Origin of the sequence: Pedobacter sp. PLR (genome assembly GCF_026239675.1) — a bacterium.
Lineage (GTDB): Bacteria > Bacteroidota > Bacteroidia > Sphingobacteriales > Sphingobacteriaceae > Pedobacter.
This window is the reverse complement of sequence record NZ_JAPIVQ010000012.1, coordinates 61,177-78,984: the sequence shown is the minus strand read 5'-3', so window position 1 is coordinate 78,984 and position 17,808 is coordinate 61,177. Positions and strand designations below refer to the sequence as shown.

The following is a 17,808-nucleotide window of genomic DNA, read 5'->3' as shown; positions in this document are numbered from 1 at the left end:
GATGATAAAAGTAGATCGGGTTATTGCTAATCTATATGACGATGCGAAGCGTTTTTCCAACTGTAAAATCGATGTTTTGCAGCTGGAATGGTATGATACGACAAAGAAAATCCTGCGCATGCTAACAGATGGTGGATCTGAAATTGCGATCCATCATCTGGCACAGGAGCAGCTTTATCATGGGGATATTATTTACCATGAGGGCAAGGATATCATCGTGGTGCAGATCATACCCTGTGATTGTATCGTGTTTCAACCGGCCACCTTGAGAGATATGGCCATCGTATGTTTTGAAATTGGAAATAAGCACACCCCGATCTTTATAAATAAAGAGAAAGAAGTCATTATCGCATTTGAATCCCCCCTTTATCGGTTCTTAAAAAGGGGCGGGTTCAAACCGCGAAAAGAGAATCGAATAATTGAAAAAACCTCTACCCTGATGATCCATAAATGGAGTTCATCAGGGCAGGTTATTTCCTTAGCAAGCAAGTAAGATGAATGCATTACTGACACTATTACAGATTAATGATTCTGCATTTCCGATCGGCAGCTTTACCCAGTCCTACGGACTGGAAACGTATGTGAGTAAGGGGATTGTGAATGATAGCAAAGCCGTTAAAGTGTACTCGGAAACGATGTTACAACACAACTTTTATTACAATGATGCCGCATTTTTTATGCTGGCCTGGAAGATGTGTGAGGGCAATGCCACTAAGGTTAAAGTCCAGGAATTGGACGAGCTGATTACCGCTTATAAAGCGCCTTTTGAAATCCGTGATGCCAGCAAGAAATTAGGCATCCGATTTTTAAAGGTCACGGAAAACCTGAAGCCTGTACCGAGGTGTACAAAATACCTTCAGGCGATCAAGAAAGGCGAGGTACACGGACATTATGCGATGGCTTTTGCCATGTATGCGCATGCTTCAAAAATCCCGTTGAAAGATGCATTACATGCTTTTTATTATAACACACTCAACGGAATCGTGACCAATTGTGCGAAGCTCGTACCGATCAGTCAGATGGATGCGCAAAAGATTCTATACAACCTTCATGGTTTGATAGATCAGTTGGTGGAAACACAGGAGCAGATGCCCGAAGAGATGTTAGGGAGTTGCTGTATCGCTCAGGATATCAGATGTATGCAGCATGAAAAATTATATACACGGATTTATATTTCATAAGAAATGGCAAAGAGAAAATATGTAAAAATAGGGGTTGCCGGACCTGTAGGGTCAGGAAAAACCGCATTAATTGAAAGGTTAACCAGAACGATGTGTAATGATTACAGTATCTGTGTGGTGACTAATGATATTTATACACGTGAGGATGCGGAATTCCTTCAAAAGAATTCTTCTCTGCCGGCAGAACGTATTGCTGGTGTTGAAACGGGTGGCTGTCCGCATACTGCAATCAGGGAAGATTGTTCCATGAATATCGAAGCAGTTGAAGAACTGGCAGAGAAATTCCCGGATGTGGAGATCATTTTCGTAGAAAGTGGTGGAGATAACCTGACGGCTACTTTTAGTCCGGATCTGGCCGATGTGACCATTTTCGTGATTGATGTGGCTGAAGGAGAGAAAATTCCTAGAAAAGGCGGTCCCGGGATTACCAGATCTGACTTGTTGCTGATCAATAAAATTGACCTTGCACCCTATGTTGGGGCAGATCTTTCGATCATGCAGAGCGATGCGAAACGCATGCGCGGGGAACGTCCTTTTATCCTGACCAATATGATGACCCTACAAGGTCTGGATCAGGTTCAGGATTGGATTAAGAAATATGCCTTATTAGAAGGATAAAAAAACAAATATCATGGAAAGTGCAATTAAGATTAGTGTATGTGTAGAAGATGATAATACGGTCCTTAAAGACAGCTATTATAATATGCCGTACAAAGTGGTGCCTTATGGATCTCAGCGTGAACATCAACACCTGGAGCTAATCATTATGAGCTCCTCTCCGGGGATTATGGATGAGGATCATTTGAAAATCGATATTGAGGTAGGGGATCAGGCTACCCTTCATCTTTACTCTCAATCCTATAATAAGTTGCACCCCATGAAAACCGGCGCTACTCAGCAAACGGAAGTGAAAGTGGGGGAAGGGGCTTTTTTCCAGTATATCCCTTATCCGATTACTCCTTTTAAGGACTCCATATTTAAGACCCTGAATGAGATACACCTTGCAAAGGGAGCTTCTCTGCTTTGGGGAGATATCATTTGCGCAGGTCGTGTTTCCCGCGATGAGATTTTTCAATTTGAAAAGCTACACAGTACAACGAAAATCTATCAGGAAGGCAAATTAAGGTATGTGGACAATCAGGTCCTGAAACCTAAAGATCAGCCGATCGATAAAATGCTGTTCCATGAGGGGTATACCCATCAGGCTACCTTAATTTTTGCTGCAGATTGTGCAGCAGAGTTTAAAAAGGAGCTGGATGAAATTTTTAACGGAGAATATGAAGACATCACTTTTGGATTTACAATGGCTGCCAACCAGATGATTCTACTCCGCGCATTGGGCAACAATGGAGATCTGCTCTATAATTTTATGAGAACGGTTGCTAATATCTGTATGGATTTTATGGAACATAAAAAACCAGTAGCGGAGCTTACCTAATCAATCATATTATGCATGAAATAGCAATAGTCAAGGATATTTTTAAAACGCTGGAAGGTGCCTATCCGGAAACGTATGAAAATATCAGCAAGATAAAAATACAGGCGGGCTTATTATGTAATGTCCAGCCAATTCTGATTCAGAATGCCTTTGAGGCTTTTGTATTGGAAGAAACGAGGTTCAGTGAAACGGAACTGGAGATAGAACTGCTCCCGATTATCGCTTACTGCAGGAATTGCACCTCCGAATTTGAGGTCCGGTTTCACAAGTTTGTATGCGTATGCGGGCAGCCTTCAGATCAGATTGTGCAGGGGGAAGAACTTCGTATTAGTCAAGTAATTTTTAACGATAAAATAACCATATAAAAATGACAGCAACACCGAAAAGTAATCAAATGCCGGTAGGGTCGGTACAGTGCGATAATACAACCCTGAATTTGTTGAAAGCTAATGATTATGTAGCTAAAGCAGTCCGTGATAAAATTCCTGGTATCTGTGTGATCAATATTTGTTCTTCGCCGGGTTCTGGAAAGACGACCTTGTTACAGGAGACTGGGAAGCGTTTGGGTAATGACCTTAAAATAGCCGTACTGGTAGGAGATCCTGAGACAGAAAGAGATGCCATCCGCATGCGCGATGTTGGGATTAATGCCTTACAAATTGTAACAGGTGGCATGTGCCACATTGAAGCGCAAATGATTTTGCAGGCTTTAGATCATATCGACCTGACTTCATGCGACTTATTGTTTATTGAGAACGTTGGTAACCTGGTTTGTCCGGCAGCCTTTGATCTTGGTGAAGATTACAGAGTTACTGTTCTGGCCTCAACAGAAGGTGATGATAAACCTAAGAAATACCCACGTATGTTCTTAACCTCTGAGTTAATGTTGGTGTCTAAAGCAGATTTATTACCATATGTTCCTTTCTCGGTAGAAGCAGCAACGAAAGATGCAAGAGAAGTAAATCCTAATCTGGATGTGATCTCTATCAGCAGTCTGCATGACACAGGTATGGATGAATGGTGTAACTGGTTGAAAGCCAAAGTTGAAGCAAAGCGCGCGAAAAATGCTTAATGATCAGGTCATCAGGATTGACAAACTGCCCGTTGTAAAACCTTCAACCAATCAGGAAGAGGACAGTTTGATTCTGGAATGGTATGAAGTGAACCGGACAAAAATTAAAAGGGAGACGATGTCCGGAAGGATGATTCACCTGGATAAACCGACTTCAACAGTACTTCAGCAGGGGACAGTGATCTATCAGGATGATGCTTGTATCATCAGGATATTCATCAAACCCTGCACCTGTATTGTGCTTCATTCCAATGATATGGAGTTGCTGGGCTTGTTTTGCTTTGATGTAGGAAACAGACATTTACCGATTTACATGATCGATGACAATAAGATCGCGATTGCGTATGACGGCCAGTTGTTTCCTGCGCTTCAGCAAAAGTATGGTTCACCGGTTACGTTGGCCAATTATAGATTAGATCCTTCACAGATTGTGAATTGTTATGGCAATATATATGAACAGAATATCAAGACCCGGAATTAATACTCTCAGGGCATAAAAAAGGCGAATGGTAGATCACCACTCGCCTTTTTTTTATGTCCTTTTAGTAACGTGTATTTTAGCAGGTTCCTGTTCTGGAACGTTCTGTTTTGATATATTTTGTGCTGGAACGTGCTATTTTAGAAGGTATATTTGATGGAGGTCATAAAGTTTCTTGGGCTACCTGGAAATGCCCGGGTATAGTCGAAACCACCTACAAAGTAATATTTGTCAAATAAGTTGTTGGCATTTACAGCAAAACTCATCTTATCCAGTTTATAATAAATGGCTGCATTGGCTACAAAATAAGAAGGCCAGAAATTCCACTCCAACTCGCCCGACTGGATATTCTGAACGGTATTTTCCATTCGCTTTTTTCCAACATATTGTCCGCCAACACCAATTCCTAATCCTTTCATGGAACCATGGCGCTGGGTATATTTAGCCCATAAGGAAGCCAGATGTTTAGGTGCATTGGCATTGACCATCCCTTTTTCCAGTTTCAAGTCGCTTTCCATAACCTCGGTAATGTTGAAGGCATAGTTAGCACTCAAATCTAAGAATGGAAGGACGCTGCCTTTTAGGTCAAACTCTACGCCCTGTGATTTTACCCTTCCGTTTTGTCTGTAGATCGGGTTGCCGTTATCTGTGATCTGTCCGGTGTTAACAAGCATGTTTTGACGTTCAATGTGGTAGAAGGAGAGACTGGAGAATACGCGCTGGTTAAAGAACTCCGACTTCAAGCCGGTTTCCAGCTGATAGCTGGTCTGACTCTTGAAAGGCTCCGTACGGCCATAGTTTTCCGGATTACGGACGAACATCGGGTTGATCGGAATAAAACCCTGACTGTAGCTGGCGAAGTAATTAAACTGGCGATTGATGGCATAAGTTAAGCCAATTCTTGGCAGGAAAACCCCTTGTTTCACCTTTTCAAAATTACTGCCTTCAAACCTTCGTTTATCACCATAGCTTTCATATCTGATTCCGAATAGCAGGTTCAGTTTCTCTTTATAATTGATTCTGTTTTGGATAAAAACACCTGTCGTCTGATAAGAGGAATTCAGGTAATCGGTAAAAAACTGCGCCAATGGCAACCTGTTATATAAAGCTGGATTTCTTAACTCATAAGTCGGGTTGTTCAGGTCAAATGTTAATGGAACTACCTTGCCGTCGATGGTCTGACTTCTCGCTTCCCACTGGTGACCTCTTTTATCGGTTTCATACTGAACATAATCCAGTCCTCCAACGATATCGTATTTAAAGTCCTTGTTTGCGCCCTTGTAGTGGACGTAAGCGGATACATTGTCGGTAAACTCCTTGGTTTGCTTCTGAATATAGCGCATGTTCATGACCGTGTTTAACGGTGCATCAGCAAATGAATTCAGCGTGCGGTGTTCTGATAAATTCTCCGCGTAGATGAACTTCATGTAATTGGCATTTATAGAAAGTTTATCGTTAATGCGATGGTTCATGGAAGCATTAAGGGAAATGTCATTTACCCGGAAATAATCACTGGGCTGACTCAAAGTAAAGGAGCGTTTCAGGCCATAAAAGTCTCCACTTTTGATCCCCATTCCCCGATCCAGATAGCCATCAAAATTGCTGTAATTTAATTCCGCATTAATGGTTGTATTGGCGGTAGGCCTGAAAGTGAAAGTAGGGGCGATCATGATCGATTTACGGGCATTCACATCCCTGAACGTATTGGTGGTTTCATGTCCGACATTTAGTCTGTAAAGGATCTTTTTTTCCTCGTCCAGATTTCCGGTGAAATCCAGGGTGGAACGTATGGTATTGAAAGAACCGGCACTTACGGAGATACTATGTCTGCGCTCTTCCAGCGGTTTTTTAGTGTTTAAGTTTACGGTTCCGCCGGGACTGATATCGCCAAATAATGCGGCTCCGGGACCTTTAAGCACTTCGATACTTTCCAGGTTCAGGGTTAAAGGAATCCTGAAATAACTGGTTCCATAGCCATATCCGGAGCGTAGGCCGTTGACCAGGCGGAAGCCGGTTTCATTACCGTTTCTAAATCCCCTGATGGTCAGGTCATCGTATGCGGAGAACTGCGTTACCCCCGGAAGATCCGCCACTACATCGGTGATTAGAAAAGCTTGCTTGTCTTCCATCAGTTCCTTGGTAACCGTAGATATCGTTTGTGGGACCTCCGTGATTTTAGACTCGATTTTTGAACCAATGAAGCTTTTAGTGTTTACATAGGATTGTTTTTTTCTACCCATGACCACTACTTCCTGCAACTGATCATCACTGTCTTTCAAATGAACCAGGAGCTCGGCCTCTTTTTGTAGCTCGGTTAAGGAAATCAGGATGGTATCCGGTTGAAAGCCTATGCCGGTAAAGATCAGTTGATGATCACCAAAAGGTAGGTTATGGAGCATAAATATGCCATTATGGTCACTTTTTCTGACATTAGGCTGCGTAGTTAGACGAATATTGATATTTGAGGCGGGGTTACCCTGCTCATCCTGAATCAGTCCTTTTATAGTGGCAGTTTCCTGCGCCTGTAGTTGATTTGGAAAGGCCAGACTAGCTAAAAAGCAAGTTAATGATATTAAGTAAATGTTATTCATATGATGGTTTAAGGTATTGCCTGTTATAAGTTGGGTTGTTGCATGTGAATGGTGTAAAATGGCTGATCCTCATCCTGGTGTAGGAATTCAAAACCCATCTTTTCCCAGAATAATTGTGCGCCATCAAGAAATGGATGCGTGTGTAAATACAGTTGTTTTACCCCATGGTTCCGGAGTAGTAAACTGATTTCAGAAAAGAGCATTCTGCCAATATTTTGATGGCGGTAGGAAGGGAGCACGTAAAGTCGGCAGATTTCATAAGTCGGCTCATTTGAAGAAATCCGGACTTGTGCAAATCTATGGTCGTAAGGTAGGGCAGCGATGCATCCGATAATTTGTGCGGCCGGGTTTGTTGCAATTAGAAATACACCCGCGTTTCCATTGTTGTAAGTCTCTTCAAATCTTTGTAAATCTCCGGGCAGCCGGTCATGACACAGCATCGGAAACAGGTCCTTTCTGGACTGAAAAGAAAACCCTCTGGCGCGTTCAATTTGCGCGCCTTTGGGAGTAGATATAGGGTAGGCCATGTTAAAATTGTGGAATAATAATGGTTTTGTCTTTCACCTGAATTTGCATCAATGGGGTATCGTAGAGGTCTTCATAGATGTTTGCCGAAAGGTCTTCAGCTTTCAATAACCTGCTGTCATAGGCCTTCTGGTTTTTGATGAAATAAGTATGGTCCGCGTAGATGCTGGCCATATTCGGATCGTGCATGATACAGATGACGGTATGACCGCTGCGGGAATAAGTCTTTAGTTTTTCTAAAACCAGGGTTTGGAAATGAAGGTCCAAATGATTGGTAGGCTCGTCGAGCACCAGGATTTCTGGTCCCTGGGCCATCACGCGACTGATCAATACCAATTGGCGCTCTCCTCCGGAGAGATCAGTATAAGATTTGTCTTTCAGGTGTGCTATCCCCATGTTTTCGAGTGTTTGCTCCACGATTTCATGATCGTTCCGGGAAGGGCCAAATCTGTAAAAAGCAGCTCTTCCGGTGAGGATGACATCATAGACTGAAAACGGAAAGACACTTTGGTGAAACTGAGGAAGGAATCCAATGGTTCTCGCCAGGCTCTTTTGTGGAATGCCGGAGCGTTCGTTTCCCAGGAGGTCAATTTGGCCTGAGGAATAGGGGTACTTACCAGTAATCAGGTTGAATAGGGTAGATTTCCCACAGCCATTCCTGCCTAGTATGACGCTAAACTGGTCGGCAGCCAGGGACAGGGAAACGTTATCCAGTATCGTTCGTCCTTGTATGGAATAGGACAAATTTTCTATGTTTATCGCAGCTACACTCATGACCAGTTGATTTTTCGTTTCTTGATAAGGAATATAAAAAAGGGTGCACCGATGATCATCGTAAAGATTCCAATCGGAATTTCGTAAGGGAAAACCGTCCGGCAAAAATTGTCTATGATCAGGAGGAAGGTACCGCCGAAGAAGATGTTTGCAGGCGTGGTTTTGGTGTTACTCGCACCAACGAGCATGCGGGTAATGTGTGGTACAAAAAGGCCATACAGACTGATGATACCTGCACTCGCCACGGCGACCGCCGTAACGATAGTTGCCAGTAAAACCGCAATGATTTTGATGGTACCAGGATTGACACCCACCGCTCTCGCCTCATCATCTCCCAGAGATAAAAGGTTGAGTTTCCAGCGGATTAAATACAAGCCGAGCAGTCCAAGGGATATCGGAAGGACGCTTTGCTGGACTTTATGCCAGGAGCTCAGGTGCAGACTTCCCATGGTCCATTGGATGATCGCCTGCAATTTGAAAGGATCACTCAGGTACTGAACCAGGGCAAGACTGGCGGAAAATAAACCAGATACAATCATCCCCGCCAGGATAATAGTGATCGAAGAGGAATTTTTAGTGTACCCAAAGATGTAAGTCAGGGAAACGGCAGCGGCCCCGAAAATAAATGCAGAAATATGAATAGACAATAAGGGTACTAATATGGCGAGCGAAGCACCGAATGCGGCACCTGAAGATATCCCCAGAATAAACGGATCTACGAGCGGGTTTCTAAAGATCGCCTGTAGCACACCACCAGCCGTAGCTAAGGCCGCGCCAACAAGAAACGTCATCAATGCTCTGGGCAAACGGATATTGTAAATGACGTTTTCAACAACCATTGGACTTGGATGACTGCTGTCTACAAGGCTCCTGATCCAATCCCAAAAAGCAGTTATGCCAATGTTGTCGGATGAGCCAATCAGTAATGAAATGATAATTACAGGAAGCGGTAGCCCGTAAATGATGAAATTGGTTAGTATACGACGCATTATTGTAAGATTAGTTTAGCTTTTTCCGGACCATATAAGGCAGAGAGAATCTCCAGCTGCTCCACGCTAAGGTTATTGGCAGCGGCCGTTGGGTAACTGTAATGATGTATGGCAATGGAAGCCAGTACAATTTTGAGGGTATGTGGGTCGTATAGAAATGGCGGACTAAGATTGAACACTCGTTTTTCTTTCAGTGCATCAAGCGAAGAGAGTTCCTTTTTGTCATATAAAACACTTTCAGGGGTATTCCAAAGCAACATAATATCTGGATTCCAGCTGATGAGTGTTTCCGGAGATATGTTGGGTGCATCAATCTCATATGGACAGGCATTTTCAAGTCCGGCCATTTCAAAACAATCGTTGATCAGTCCTTTTCGGCCTGTAGTAGAGTAAATACGTCCACCGGACCAGGCGTAGTAAATGGTTTTCTTATTGGTAATGTCTTTGTTTAGTTCTTTAAGGTCCTGGATTTTATCCTGACTGAAGGCGATCAATTCTTTAGCCCTGGCTTCTTTTCCAAGTAAGATGCCAAGGTTAAGCACCTCCAGGTTGAGTTCTCCGAAGTTTTGAGTGCTGATACCAAATACGGCAATCCCCAGTTCTTTCAGCATCTGGATGGCGTCTGTATTGTTGGATGGTATGATGACCAGATCAGGGTTTAACTTGATGATGGTTTCCATGCTCAGGCCGCTCTCTGTGATAGTAGGAGTGGGAATCAGCTTCTCTTTAATACGGACATCAATTTTTGAAAAGTAAGGATATACATTAGGGTCGGTGTAAATGCGGTTCGGAATCCCAACAATAGCACTATCGGCATGAAGCATATAAAGCGCATCGAGGGCCGCCGGTACGAGGGAAACTACTCTTTGAGCAGGTTTTGTAAGGCGGATGGTATCTCCGGAGGCGTCAACTGCAACGATTGGGTAGGTCTTTCCACTGTGGTCTGCCTGGTTGGATTGGCAGGAACTCAAAAGGGAAGCGAAGGTGAGGAAGCAGAATATATAGCTGAAATATGGTTTTTTCATATTACAATTATATAATCAGCGCATGTGAATAGGATAAGCCGAAGATTAGAGTAGATTTAGAATCTGTATCATCGTACTGTAAATGAGTCTGTTAGGGTGTTTTTTTGGGGTGTATGTGTTGGTTTTATTCAAAAAAAAACGCCTTAAATAATTTGGAATCAGTTTATAATAAAAGATGTAAATATAAAAAGAGCCTGTAATCATGATTACAGGCTCTTTGCTTTTAATGCAGAAAAATAAGTGTTTTACTTCTTTTTAAACGAAATCGTATAACTGCCATATGCGCCATTGATCGAACCGTTATGAGCTAGCCTTACACTAAAGGTTAAATCACAGGGAGCAACAAAATTATCCGCATGATTAGCTACAGATGTTGCGGTAAAAGTCTCTGCACCATAATTTCCATAAGTTACTTTGGCTACAGTGGTCGTATTTCCTGTTGGATCTACTGCAATCACAATCGGTTGAGGATTATCAGCTCCATATATAAATGAGATATGGGTAGCATCAATGATTTTTAAAGATACAGTCTGACCAGCGGCGTAATCGGCCCATCCATCTTTAACCACAAGAAAAGGTACACTCGCGCCCACAGCACCAAAATCAGCCATGTTAAATTTACAAACGGCCGCATATTGAATGGTAGTACTTGTACCTGCTAAAGCCGGGATACCTCCATTATTGGTCTCACCCAGGCCAGAAAACGCAGGGTAGACCTTTCCATTTGCAAATATGTTCACACCAATGGTATAGCTATCGCCCAAAACAGAGGAAACACCAAATAAAGCTTTAATTGCGACCCCTGTCAGGGAAACAGTAGCAGGAAAAGTAGTTACATCCGCCTGAACCGTTTTTACAACAGCTGTATTTCCATTTTTAATCACCACAACATCAAATTTTGTCGGTTTAATGTCATCAGGATAGTATAGTCCTACTACAAACTTTCCAACAAATGCGTCCGGATCTGATTGAGAGATCACTTGATCTCCTGTTTTATCGACGGTAATCAGTGGCAATGGTACCCTGTCCAGTTTAGGAATTCTAGGGTTATCTTCTTTACGACATCCTCCTATAAGAAGCAATGCAATAAATATATATATGATATTCTTTTTCATATCGAATGATTTAAATATTAGTCTTTATGGCAACCAGAATGGTTTATAGGTTGACGGATCTGTTTTTTGGGCTGGAGCACTGCCATTAGTTGAAATCTCAGTACTTGACCAGGGTATGCTCAACGGATATTTTTTCGATACTTTCACATCTACCGCAGGCTGTAAGGCAAGGAATGGATTTCCATTAACAGGTGGCTGAGCTTTACCCCCCGGAGCCATAGCTGGATTAGATGGATCAAATAAAACAGGGAAGCCTGTTCTTCTATAATCAGTGTAAGCATCTACCGCACTTCCATAGCTTGAGATCCATTTTTGGGTCATGATCGATTCCAGCTGTTGATTTGGATTGGTATCGTAAGCAAGAAGCACCAAATTGAGGTAATCCGTTGCTGCAGTTGTACCAGAAACAGCAGGTACTGTCTGAGTAGGTTTCACATAAGTAGTGATCACATAATCAACCTGTTTAAAGGACTCCTGAATGGCTGCTGAGAGTGTCGCTTTTGCATCTCCGGCAATCACACCAGTTTTCATCAACTCGGCTTTCATATACAATACATCAGCATAGGTAATAAAACGGTAGGGGGCAGCACCGGTTCCACTGGCAGAAGAAACCACCTGGGCACCACCATCGTCATACCTGCCGCCTACAGGGTAAATCCCAAATACGGTCATGTAATTCTGTTGCGACTGACCTGCATTAGGTCCGGTAGAACCAAAATAGATCGACAGGAAGGTGTCATCTCTGTATTCAGTTGGATTCGGTGTAGCGGTGGTAACACTCAGTTGATTATAGAAATAATAAGGAACACGGGGATCTACAATCCCGGTATAAATATTAGGATTATATCCTTTTAAGATTTCATAAAACCATGGACTTTGATATTGTGATCTTTGGGGAGCAAAGTAATCACCGAAACCAGGATTACGGTCGTCAGTTGCACCATTTGGACCAAAAGGCAGTAAAAAGCTTTCATCAGTTTTACTGATCAGGTTATTTGCTGTAATCAAAGCATTAACATCTGCAGCAACGTTTTTGATAAGTCTTTGCTGTAGCAGCAACTTAAGCTTGATGGTATTCGCTGCTTTTACCCACTTTGCAATATTTCCTTTGTAGATCACATCATCTGTTCCGGGAACAAGCAAATTTGCCGCCGGTGCATTCAAATTAGCAATCCCATTGTCTAACAAAGTGATTAACTGAGGATAGATTTCGGAACCTTTATCAAATTTGGCGTTAAGGACCCCTCCATTTACCAGTTTATTCGCCTCTGAGTAAGGAATATCGCCATAAATATCAACCATCTGGCTGTATCCATAAGCTTTCAGAACTTGTGCGATACCTACATATTTAAGGTTACCCTGGGTTGTTCCTTCCTGGATAATGAAATCCATATTGGCAAAAGATTTATACATCCCTGACCAGCTGTTGATGATGTTAAAGTCTATACCTGTGGCCAGATAGCCATTGGGATCTTCTCTCACCACCAGGCGGTGCATGTAAACTTCCAGGACTTGTGATATGCCACTTGAGGTAGCAAGGTTAACTCCCAGATTTAATTGAACCGCAGGCAACAATTTAGGAATAGATACTGTGCTGGGGTTATATGGATCGGTATTAATATCAAGTTGCTTTTTGCAGGAAATAATCAGCAATACAACAGGTATTAAATATTTTAATTTACGTATCATATCGAATTTTTTAAAAAGTTACATTAAGATTAATCCCATAACGTTTCACTGTCGGAGCAGTTGATAACTCTATACCCTGGATATTTGTAGCTCCAAAACTGTTGGTCTCAGGGTCGAAATTAGTTCCCTTAGGGGTGTTAGGTGCATAGAACCATAAATTCCTTCCGGTAACACTTACCCGCAGTGCACTGATCGGCGTTTTAGCAAACAGTTTCTTTGGTAGGGTATAGCCCAGGCTAACTTCTCTTAATTTAATTACGGTTGCATCATAAACACTCCATTCATGAGCACCATTAGTTGCAAATGTTGACGCTCCACCTCCGTTAAAATATAAATCGTTGGTTGTCAGTCTTGTGATGTTTTGAATTTTATTGCCATTGGCATCTAGAATTGGCAGATAAGTATTTGGATCACCATAAACTCCAGGAATAACCCAGGTGGTTTCTCTGTCTTCAGTGATTTTTCCAGTACCACGACCTAACTCATTTTGGATCGTTGTAGAGTAAACACTTCCACCTTTGGTATAATCAACCAATGCCGTTAAGGTAATTCCTTTATAGGTGACAGAATTGGTTACGCCCAATTTAAATTTAGGGTTTGGATCTCCAATAAAGCTTTGCTCAATATTATCAATTAATGCGCCTGTTCCAGGGTCAATTAACAGATTTCCATCGGAATCACGCGCACTGGTTGTTCCTCTGATATAACCATAAGGCATACCTGCTTCTGCATATACAGAATAACCAGTAGAAGCAGCAGTACCTGCAAGGTCAACCCTGGTTACACCTTCTCTCAATTTTTCAACTATATTTTTATTGTGAGTAAATGCAGCTGTTAGGGCCCATTTCAAATCCTTCGTTCTCACCGGAACAGCAGTCAGCTGAATCTCTACACCTTTATTACTGATCTCACCAAGGTTAGTATTGTAGAAGTCGAAACCTGTACTGGCTGGAACCGGAACAGGGACAATCAGATTGGTGGAAATTTTGCGGTAGTAAGCGAAGTCCAGATTAACCCGCTGGTCGAAAAAGCTGAGTTCAGTACCCAACTCCAGCTCTTTGGTGAATTCCGGTTTCAGGTTAGGATCGTTCGCTACAGTACTAAAGGCCGCATTAGGTATACCCAGGAAGTTTGTCCCAAATAAGAACACATTACTTGTACCATAAGGATCTCCATCACGACCTACTTTTGCATAACTAGCTCGTAATTTACCATAATCAAGTATACTGCTTTGGATCTCCAGAGCATCAGTAAATACTAATGTGCCTGAAATTGCAGGGTAAAAATAACTTCTATTGTTTACCGGTAGAGTAGAAGACCAGTCATTACGTCCGGTCGCTGTAATAAAAGCATAATTTTTATAACCTACAGTAGCCTCTCCAAAAAGGCCAAAGATTCTTCTTCTGGCATAAGAATCGCCAAGAAATATTTGTTGCGAAGTATTTCTCAGACTATGAATACCACGTTCAATAAATTTATTTCCTAAATCCACAATACGGGTAGTGGTACGTTGGTTAAAGTTAAAACCAAGCAATCCTGTCAAACTAAAATCACCTTCAAATTTTGGTGTTAAGTTTAATAGGGTAGTAGATTCAATTTCCTGCTTGCGATAGTCATCTACTGTTAAGCGACCTAAACCCTCGGCAGCTCTTGAACTGATCTCAATCACCTCTCTACGACCCAGCGTATTTACGTTAGTTCCCAGGGCGAAGGAAAGGTTTGCCCATTTCGTCAGATCCTTATCGACTTTCATGTTCGCAATAAATCTTTCTTCAGCAGTATTTGTCGTATTGTATTTAGCCGACCATTTCGGGTTGTCAAATTGACCTGCACCGGCATAAATGATACTATTGCCATTTTTATCTTCAAAAGGGAGCGTCAAATCCCAGTTACGCCCCAAAAACAGGGAACGCGAAAACAAAGAAGGAGCACCATTCTGAGTTTCTCCAAAATAGCCACCGTCCTGAGTAGAACGGCTATAACTTAAATTACCACGGACATTGATGCCCATAGATAATTTTGAACTTCCCCCTACGGAAATATTGGAACGGTCATAAGAAGAATTCGTCACATAACCTGTTTGGTTTAACTGTGAGGCTGTCACAACGAATGCAGTTTTTTCATCACCTCCGTTAAAACTGATAGAGTTCTCAAACACATATCCGTTTTTAAATAAGCTTTTTACGTTATCCGGATGGGCCTGGTATGGAACGGTTTTATCAGGGAATAATTCAGGATACGCAGCCAGGTAAGCGGGCCATGCAGGAATAGTGGTTAATGCTCCTCCAAATTTAGGTCCCCATGAACCGTTTGAAGCAGAGTAGTTGCCGTAAGATCCTGTACCAAAGCTATTTTGAAGATCTGGTAAAGCGGCAATCTGCTCCAGGGATGCGGAACTTTTGAAGTTAATCTCCATTCCCTTATTGCTCCTTGAAGCACTTCCACTTTTAGTAGTAATCAGGATCACCCCATTTGAGGCACGTGATCCATATAATGCAGCAGCTCCGGACCCTTTAAGGATCTGCATGGAAGCAATGTCATTCTGATCAAGATTACCAAGACCACTTCCATAAGCACCACCACCACCAAGCTGACTGGATGTCGTTACCTGATCATTACTGTAAGGTATCCCATCCACAACGATCAAAGGTTGTGTGTCGCCGGTAAATGAAGTATTACCCCTCAACTGAATACGTGTTGCAGAACCTGGAGTACCCTGGGAAGCGCGGATATCTACCCCGGCCACTTTCCCTTGCATACTTTTCAATAAATCGGGCTCAGCAACCTGAGTAATCTGATCATTGGTTAACTTTCCAATACTTGATCCTATTGATCTCGCCTGCTTCTGAACACCAAAGGAAGTAACGACTACCTCATTTAATTGTTTAGAGTCAATAACTAAAGAAGCATTCACCACATTGGAAGAAGCCAGGTTAATGGTTTGGGAGATATATCCCAGGTAAGAGAACTCTAATTGAGCATTACCTGTAGGTATACTCAATGAATATTTACCATTTGCCGCAGTTTGGGTACCAATCTTGGTCCCTACCATCCGGACAGTTACCCCGGGAAGCGGAGTTCCGTCTTCCTTATCTGTAACCGTACCAGTGATTGTTCGATTCTGTGCCATCACAGTGCCTGTGATAAACATCAGAATGAGCAAACTTTGTAAAAGTTTTTTCATAAAATAGAAAATTTAGGTTAGTTAATAATACTTGAAGATAATCAGTTTAAAAGTTAAGAAATTCAGATATTATTTCTAAAACTCTTAAATGACATTACTGTGACATATTAAAAAAGTATAAAACTTTGTAAATGACTGCTCTTGCCGTCATTTATTTTGATATGTTAATTAAAATCGGTATTTTATACTTATTTGTTGTGATCTGGCCCCGGAGGCTATAGTTTTTAGTCAGGTTTTAGTACTCCTGTAAAGAGATTTTAACACCTTTTATCAATAATAAAACCTTTTGTTGAAGTAAAGTACATCTGTTGAGTTTAATTAAAAAGAAAACTTCAGCCGAAAATAATCCTGGCGGTTCATGCTTCCCGGGAAGGAAAAAGTCGAAATAGGATGGGGATTATTGGTAATAGCACAAAATGTCAGGAAAAAAACAGGCTGGGAAAAGGGCTTTTTTCGATTTTTTAAAAAAAAGATTCAGAGAATCTGAAAAGTTAAATTATAAATCATAAAAAAGAGGCTGATCATTTTTCATCAATGATACAGCCTCTCTTAGCCATGGTGTTGTCCGTAAAATGAATTGACTTATTTCCCCCTATCTGTGGCTTTAGTAAGCTCAGGAATGAAAACCAAATAGTCGTAACCTTTTATAATTCTTTCCAGCGCCAAATCCTCTACTTTAAGCTTCTTTTTAGAGATTGCTTGTTTTAATGGTCTTAAATCATAAGCATACCAATTGTCATCTTTAACGACGGTTAAGAAAGATTTAAATTGATCTAAATCAGCCAATGTTTCACCTTTTTGCTTTCCGATGAGCATAATGTGTAATGACTTCCGGTAATTTGCCTCTTCAATATTGGAAACCAGGTTACCAATATCAAATACTTCCATTAAACTCTCTCCTTTAGGCAGGTGATTAGCACCAAATTTGAAAAGATTCTTCTTGTCTTTCCATTCAGGGAGTTTTTCAAAAACCAGGTGTTTCATGTATTGAACTCTTAAACGATGAATTCGATTTGAATATAGTTCCTTGCTTAATTTTAGTTCTTCAAGCTGCTCTTTCTCGTTGGCTGATAAATTCAGAGCGCTCAATGCGTTCATTTTTGCCAGAAAATCGTCAGAGAACATATAGAATGTGGTGTTGTTTTTTGTGTCAAAAGCAGCGGAATTAGCGATCATCTGCTTATAAATTTCTTTTGCTTTAGCATTTTTGGATTGTTTACTCAATTCCGAAAGCAGTAACCCATCTGAAAATATATTAATTTGATCAGCTCCATATAGTTTGATATTCTGCTGAACTATGTTTTTGAATAAATCAAACTCAGATTCACCTTGTAAAAAAGATAAAGCTGAACCTGATTCATTACGGAATTTGTCCAGTTCAGCAGGGGATAAGGATTTAATTTTGGTTGATATTGTGTTGATTGTATATTGATCAATTTCCTGAAAATAGTTGTCGAACTTAATATTATTGATAACCGCGTTTGTGAAGTAAGGGACTTCATCGCTGAAATGTACCTCGCCCAATAAAACAGAATTGCTTTTGCTCATTTCATCCTGTAAGGTTGTCCAGCCTTTACCTTCGAAAGCGTTGTTATTGTTTTTTTTAAAGCTGGAGTAGTTTTTTTGAATTAAACTATCCATTAATGTGGTTTGGGCGTAACTGAAATTGGCAATAAACAGGGATAGGATTAGTAGTTTGGTTTTCTTCATTTCTTTTTTTTCGGAAAGATATAATTTATTGGTAGAA

Annotated in this window: 16 protein-coding genes; 7 read left to right on the top strand and 9 right to left on the bottom strand. The window is 41.4% G+C overall.

Annotated features, from left to right (window positions below):
* Position 1: 1 nt before the first annotated feature.
* From OQX61_RS23455 to OQX61_RS23425, 7 genes are read left to right on the top strand one after another with little or no spacing between them, the layout of a single operon-like run.
* The gene (locus OQX61_RS23455) at positions 2–493 is read left to right on the top strand and encodes an urease accessory protein UreE (protein ID WP_265844278.1); all 492 of its coding nucleotides are present in this window, start codon (positions 2–4) and stop codon (positions 491–493) included.
* A 1-nt stretch (position 494) separates the two neighbouring features.
* On the top strand, positions 495–1,181 hold the full coding sequence (locus OQX61_RS23450) for an urease accessory protein UreF (protein ID WP_265844277.1): 687 nt from the start codon (positions 495–497) through the stop codon (positions 1,179–1,181).
* A 3-nt stretch (positions 1,182–1,184) separates the two neighbouring features.
* Entirely contained in the window at positions 1,185–1,799 is a 615-nt protein-coding gene (gene ureG / locus OQX61_RS23445) for an urease accessory protein UreG (protein WP_265844276.1), read from the top strand.
* Positions 1,800–1,812: 13 nt separating this feature from the next.
* A complete protein-coding gene (locus OQX61_RS23440; RefSeq protein ID WP_265844275.1) occupies positions 1,813–2,619 on the top strand; it encodes an urease accessory protein UreD in 807 nt (268 codons plus the stop codon).
* 11 nt (positions 2,620–2,630) lie between these two features.
* Complete coding sequence (locus OQX61_RS23435; RefSeq protein WP_265844274.1) at positions 2,631–2,984, top strand: hydrogenase maturation nickel metallochaperone HypA; 354 nt, start codon at positions 2,631–2,633, stop codon at positions 2,982–2,984.
* A 2-nt stretch (positions 2,985–2,986) separates the two neighbouring features.
* A complete protein-coding gene (hypB, locus tag OQX61_RS23430; protein ID WP_265844273.1) occupies positions 2,987–3,691 on the top strand; it encodes a hydrogenase nickel incorporation protein HypB in 705 nt (234 codons plus the stop codon).
* On the top strand, positions 3,684–4,172 hold the full coding sequence (locus OQX61_RS23425; RefSeq protein ID WP_265844272.1) for an urease accessory protein UreE: 489 nt from the start codon (positions 3,684–3,686) through the stop codon (positions 4,170–4,172). The genes hypB and OQX61_RS23425 overlap by 8 nt, the downstream gene beginning before the upstream one ends.
* 137 nt (positions 4,173–4,309) lie before the next feature.
* On the opposite strand, the gene OQX61_RS23420 is transcribed toward OQX61_RS23425, so the two are convergent.
* The 9 genes from OQX61_RS23420 to OQX61_RS23380 form a co-directional block, all read right to left on the bottom strand.
* Positions 4,310–6,760 (bottom strand): TonB-dependent receptor, encoded by a 2,451-nt coding sequence (locus OQX61_RS23420; RefSeq protein ID WP_265844271.1) that lies wholly within the window; start codon positions 6,758–6,760, stop codon positions 4,310–4,312.
* 23 nt (positions 6,761–6,783) lie between these two features.
* Positions 6,784–7,287 (bottom strand): GNAT family N-acetyltransferase, encoded by a 504-nt coding sequence (locus OQX61_RS23415; protein ID WP_265844270.1) that lies wholly within the window; start codon positions 7,285–7,287, stop codon positions 6,784–6,786.
* A gap of 1 nt (position 7,288) precedes the next feature.
* Positions 7,289–8,059 carry an ABC transporter ATP-binding protein gene (locus OQX61_RS23410; protein WP_265844269.1) on the bottom strand — a complete coding sequence of 257 codons (771 nt, stop codon included), beginning with the start codon at positions 8,057–8,059 and terminating at the stop codon, positions 7,289–7,291.
* Positions 8,056–9,048, bottom strand: a complete 993-nt coding sequence (locus OQX61_RS23405) for an iron ABC transporter permease (protein WP_265844268.1) — start codon at positions 9,046–9,048, stop codon at positions 8,056–8,058. Before OQX61_RS23405 ends, OQX61_RS23410 begins: the two co-directional genes overlap by 4 nt.
* On the bottom strand, positions 9,048–10,073 hold the full coding sequence (locus OQX61_RS23400) for an ABC transporter substrate-binding protein (protein ID WP_265844267.1): 1,026 nt from the start codon (positions 10,071–10,073) through the stop codon (positions 9,048–9,050). The genes OQX61_RS23405 and OQX61_RS23400 overlap by 1 nt, the downstream gene beginning before the upstream one ends.
* A gap of 245 nt (positions 10,074–10,318) precedes the next feature.
* Positions 10,319–11,188, bottom strand: coding sequence for a hypothetical protein (locus OQX61_RS23395; RefSeq protein ID WP_265844266.1), 870 nt, complete (start codon positions 11,186–11,188; stop codon positions 10,319–10,321).
* A gap of 24 nt (positions 11,189–11,212) precedes the next feature.
* Positions 11,213–12,877, bottom strand: coding sequence for a SusD/RagB family nutrient-binding outer membrane lipoprotein (locus OQX61_RS23390; RefSeq protein ID WP_265844265.1), 1,665 nt, complete (start codon positions 12,875–12,877; stop codon positions 11,213–11,215).
* A 10-nt stretch (positions 12,878–12,887) separates the two neighbouring features.
* Positions 12,888–16,061 carry a SusC/RagA family TonB-linked outer membrane protein gene (locus OQX61_RS23385; RefSeq protein ID WP_265844264.1) on the bottom strand — a complete coding sequence of 1,058 codons (3,174 nt, stop codon included), beginning with the start codon at positions 16,059–16,061 and terminating at the stop codon, positions 12,888–12,890.
* A 582-nt stretch (positions 16,062–16,643) separates the two neighbouring features.
* A complete protein-coding gene (locus tag OQX61_RS23380) occupies positions 16,644–17,771 on the bottom strand; it encodes a hypothetical protein (RefSeq protein WP_265844263.1) in 1,128 nt (375 codons plus the stop codon).
* Positions 17,772–17,808 lie beyond the last annotated feature (37 nt).

What these genes read in the sequence shown, in the direction of transcription:
- OQX61_RS23385 (WP_265844264.1), bottom strand. Translation starts at nt 16,061, where the DNA reads ATGAAAAAACTTTTACAAAGTTTGCTCATTCTGATGTTTATCACAGGC.
- OQX61_RS23435 (WP_265844274.1), top strand. Translation starts at nt 2,631, where the DNA reads ATGCATGAAATAGCAATAGTCAAGGATATTTTTAAAACGCTGGAAGGT.
- OQX61_RS23405 (WP_265844268.1), bottom strand. Translation starts at nt 9,048, where the DNA reads ATGCGTCGTATACTAACCAATTTCATCATTTACGGGCTACCGCTTCCT.
- OQX61_RS23395 (WP_265844266.1), bottom strand. Translation starts at nt 11,188, where the DNA reads ATGAAAAAGAATATCATATATATATTTATTGCATTGCTTCTTATAGGA.
- OQX61_RS23455 (WP_265844278.1), top strand. Translation starts at nt 2, where the DNA reads ATGATAAAAGTAGATCGGGTTATTGCTAATCTATATGACGATGCGAAG.
- OQX61_RS23380 (WP_265844263.1), bottom strand. Translation starts at nt 17,771, where the DNA reads ATGAAGAAAACCAAACTACTAATCCTATCCCTGTTTATTGCCAATTTC.
- ureG (WP_265844276.1), top strand. Translation starts at nt 1,185, where the DNA reads ATGGCAAAGAGAAAATATGTAAAAATAGGGGTTGCCGGACCTGTAGGG.
- OQX61_RS23440 (WP_265844275.1), top strand. Translation starts at nt 1,813, where the DNA reads ATGGAAAGTGCAATTAAGATTAGTGTATGTGTAGAAGATGATAATACG.
- OQX61_RS23425 (WP_265844272.1), top strand. Translation starts at nt 3,684, where the DNA reads ATGCTTAATGATCAGGTCATCAGGATTGACAAACTGCCCGTTGTAAAA.
- OQX61_RS23415 (WP_265844270.1), bottom strand. Translation starts at nt 7,287, where the DNA reads ATGGCCTACCCTATATCTACTCCCAAAGGCGCGCAAATTGAACGCGCC.
- OQX61_RS23450 (WP_265844277.1), top strand. Translation starts at nt 495, where the DNA reads ATGAATGCATTACTGACACTATTACAGATTAATGATTCTGCATTTCCG.
- OQX61_RS23400 (WP_265844267.1), bottom strand. Translation starts at nt 10,073, where the DNA reads ATGAAAAAACCATATTTCAGCTATATATTCTGCTTCCTCACCTTCGCT.
- OQX61_RS23420 (WP_265844271.1), bottom strand. Translation starts at nt 6,760, where the DNA reads ATGAATAACATTTACTTAATATCATTAACTTGCTTTTTAGCTAGTCTG.
- hypB (WP_265844273.1), top strand. Translation starts at nt 2,987, where the DNA reads ATGACAGCAACACCGAAAAGTAATCAAATGCCGGTAGGGTCGGTACAG.
- OQX61_RS23390 (WP_265844265.1), bottom strand. Translation starts at nt 12,877, where the DNA reads ATGATACGTAAATTAAAATATTTAATACCTGTTGTATTGCTGATTATT.
- OQX61_RS23410 (WP_265844269.1), bottom strand. Translation starts at nt 8,059, where the DNA reads ATGAGTGTAGCTGCGATAAACATAGAAAATTTGTCCTATTCCATACAA.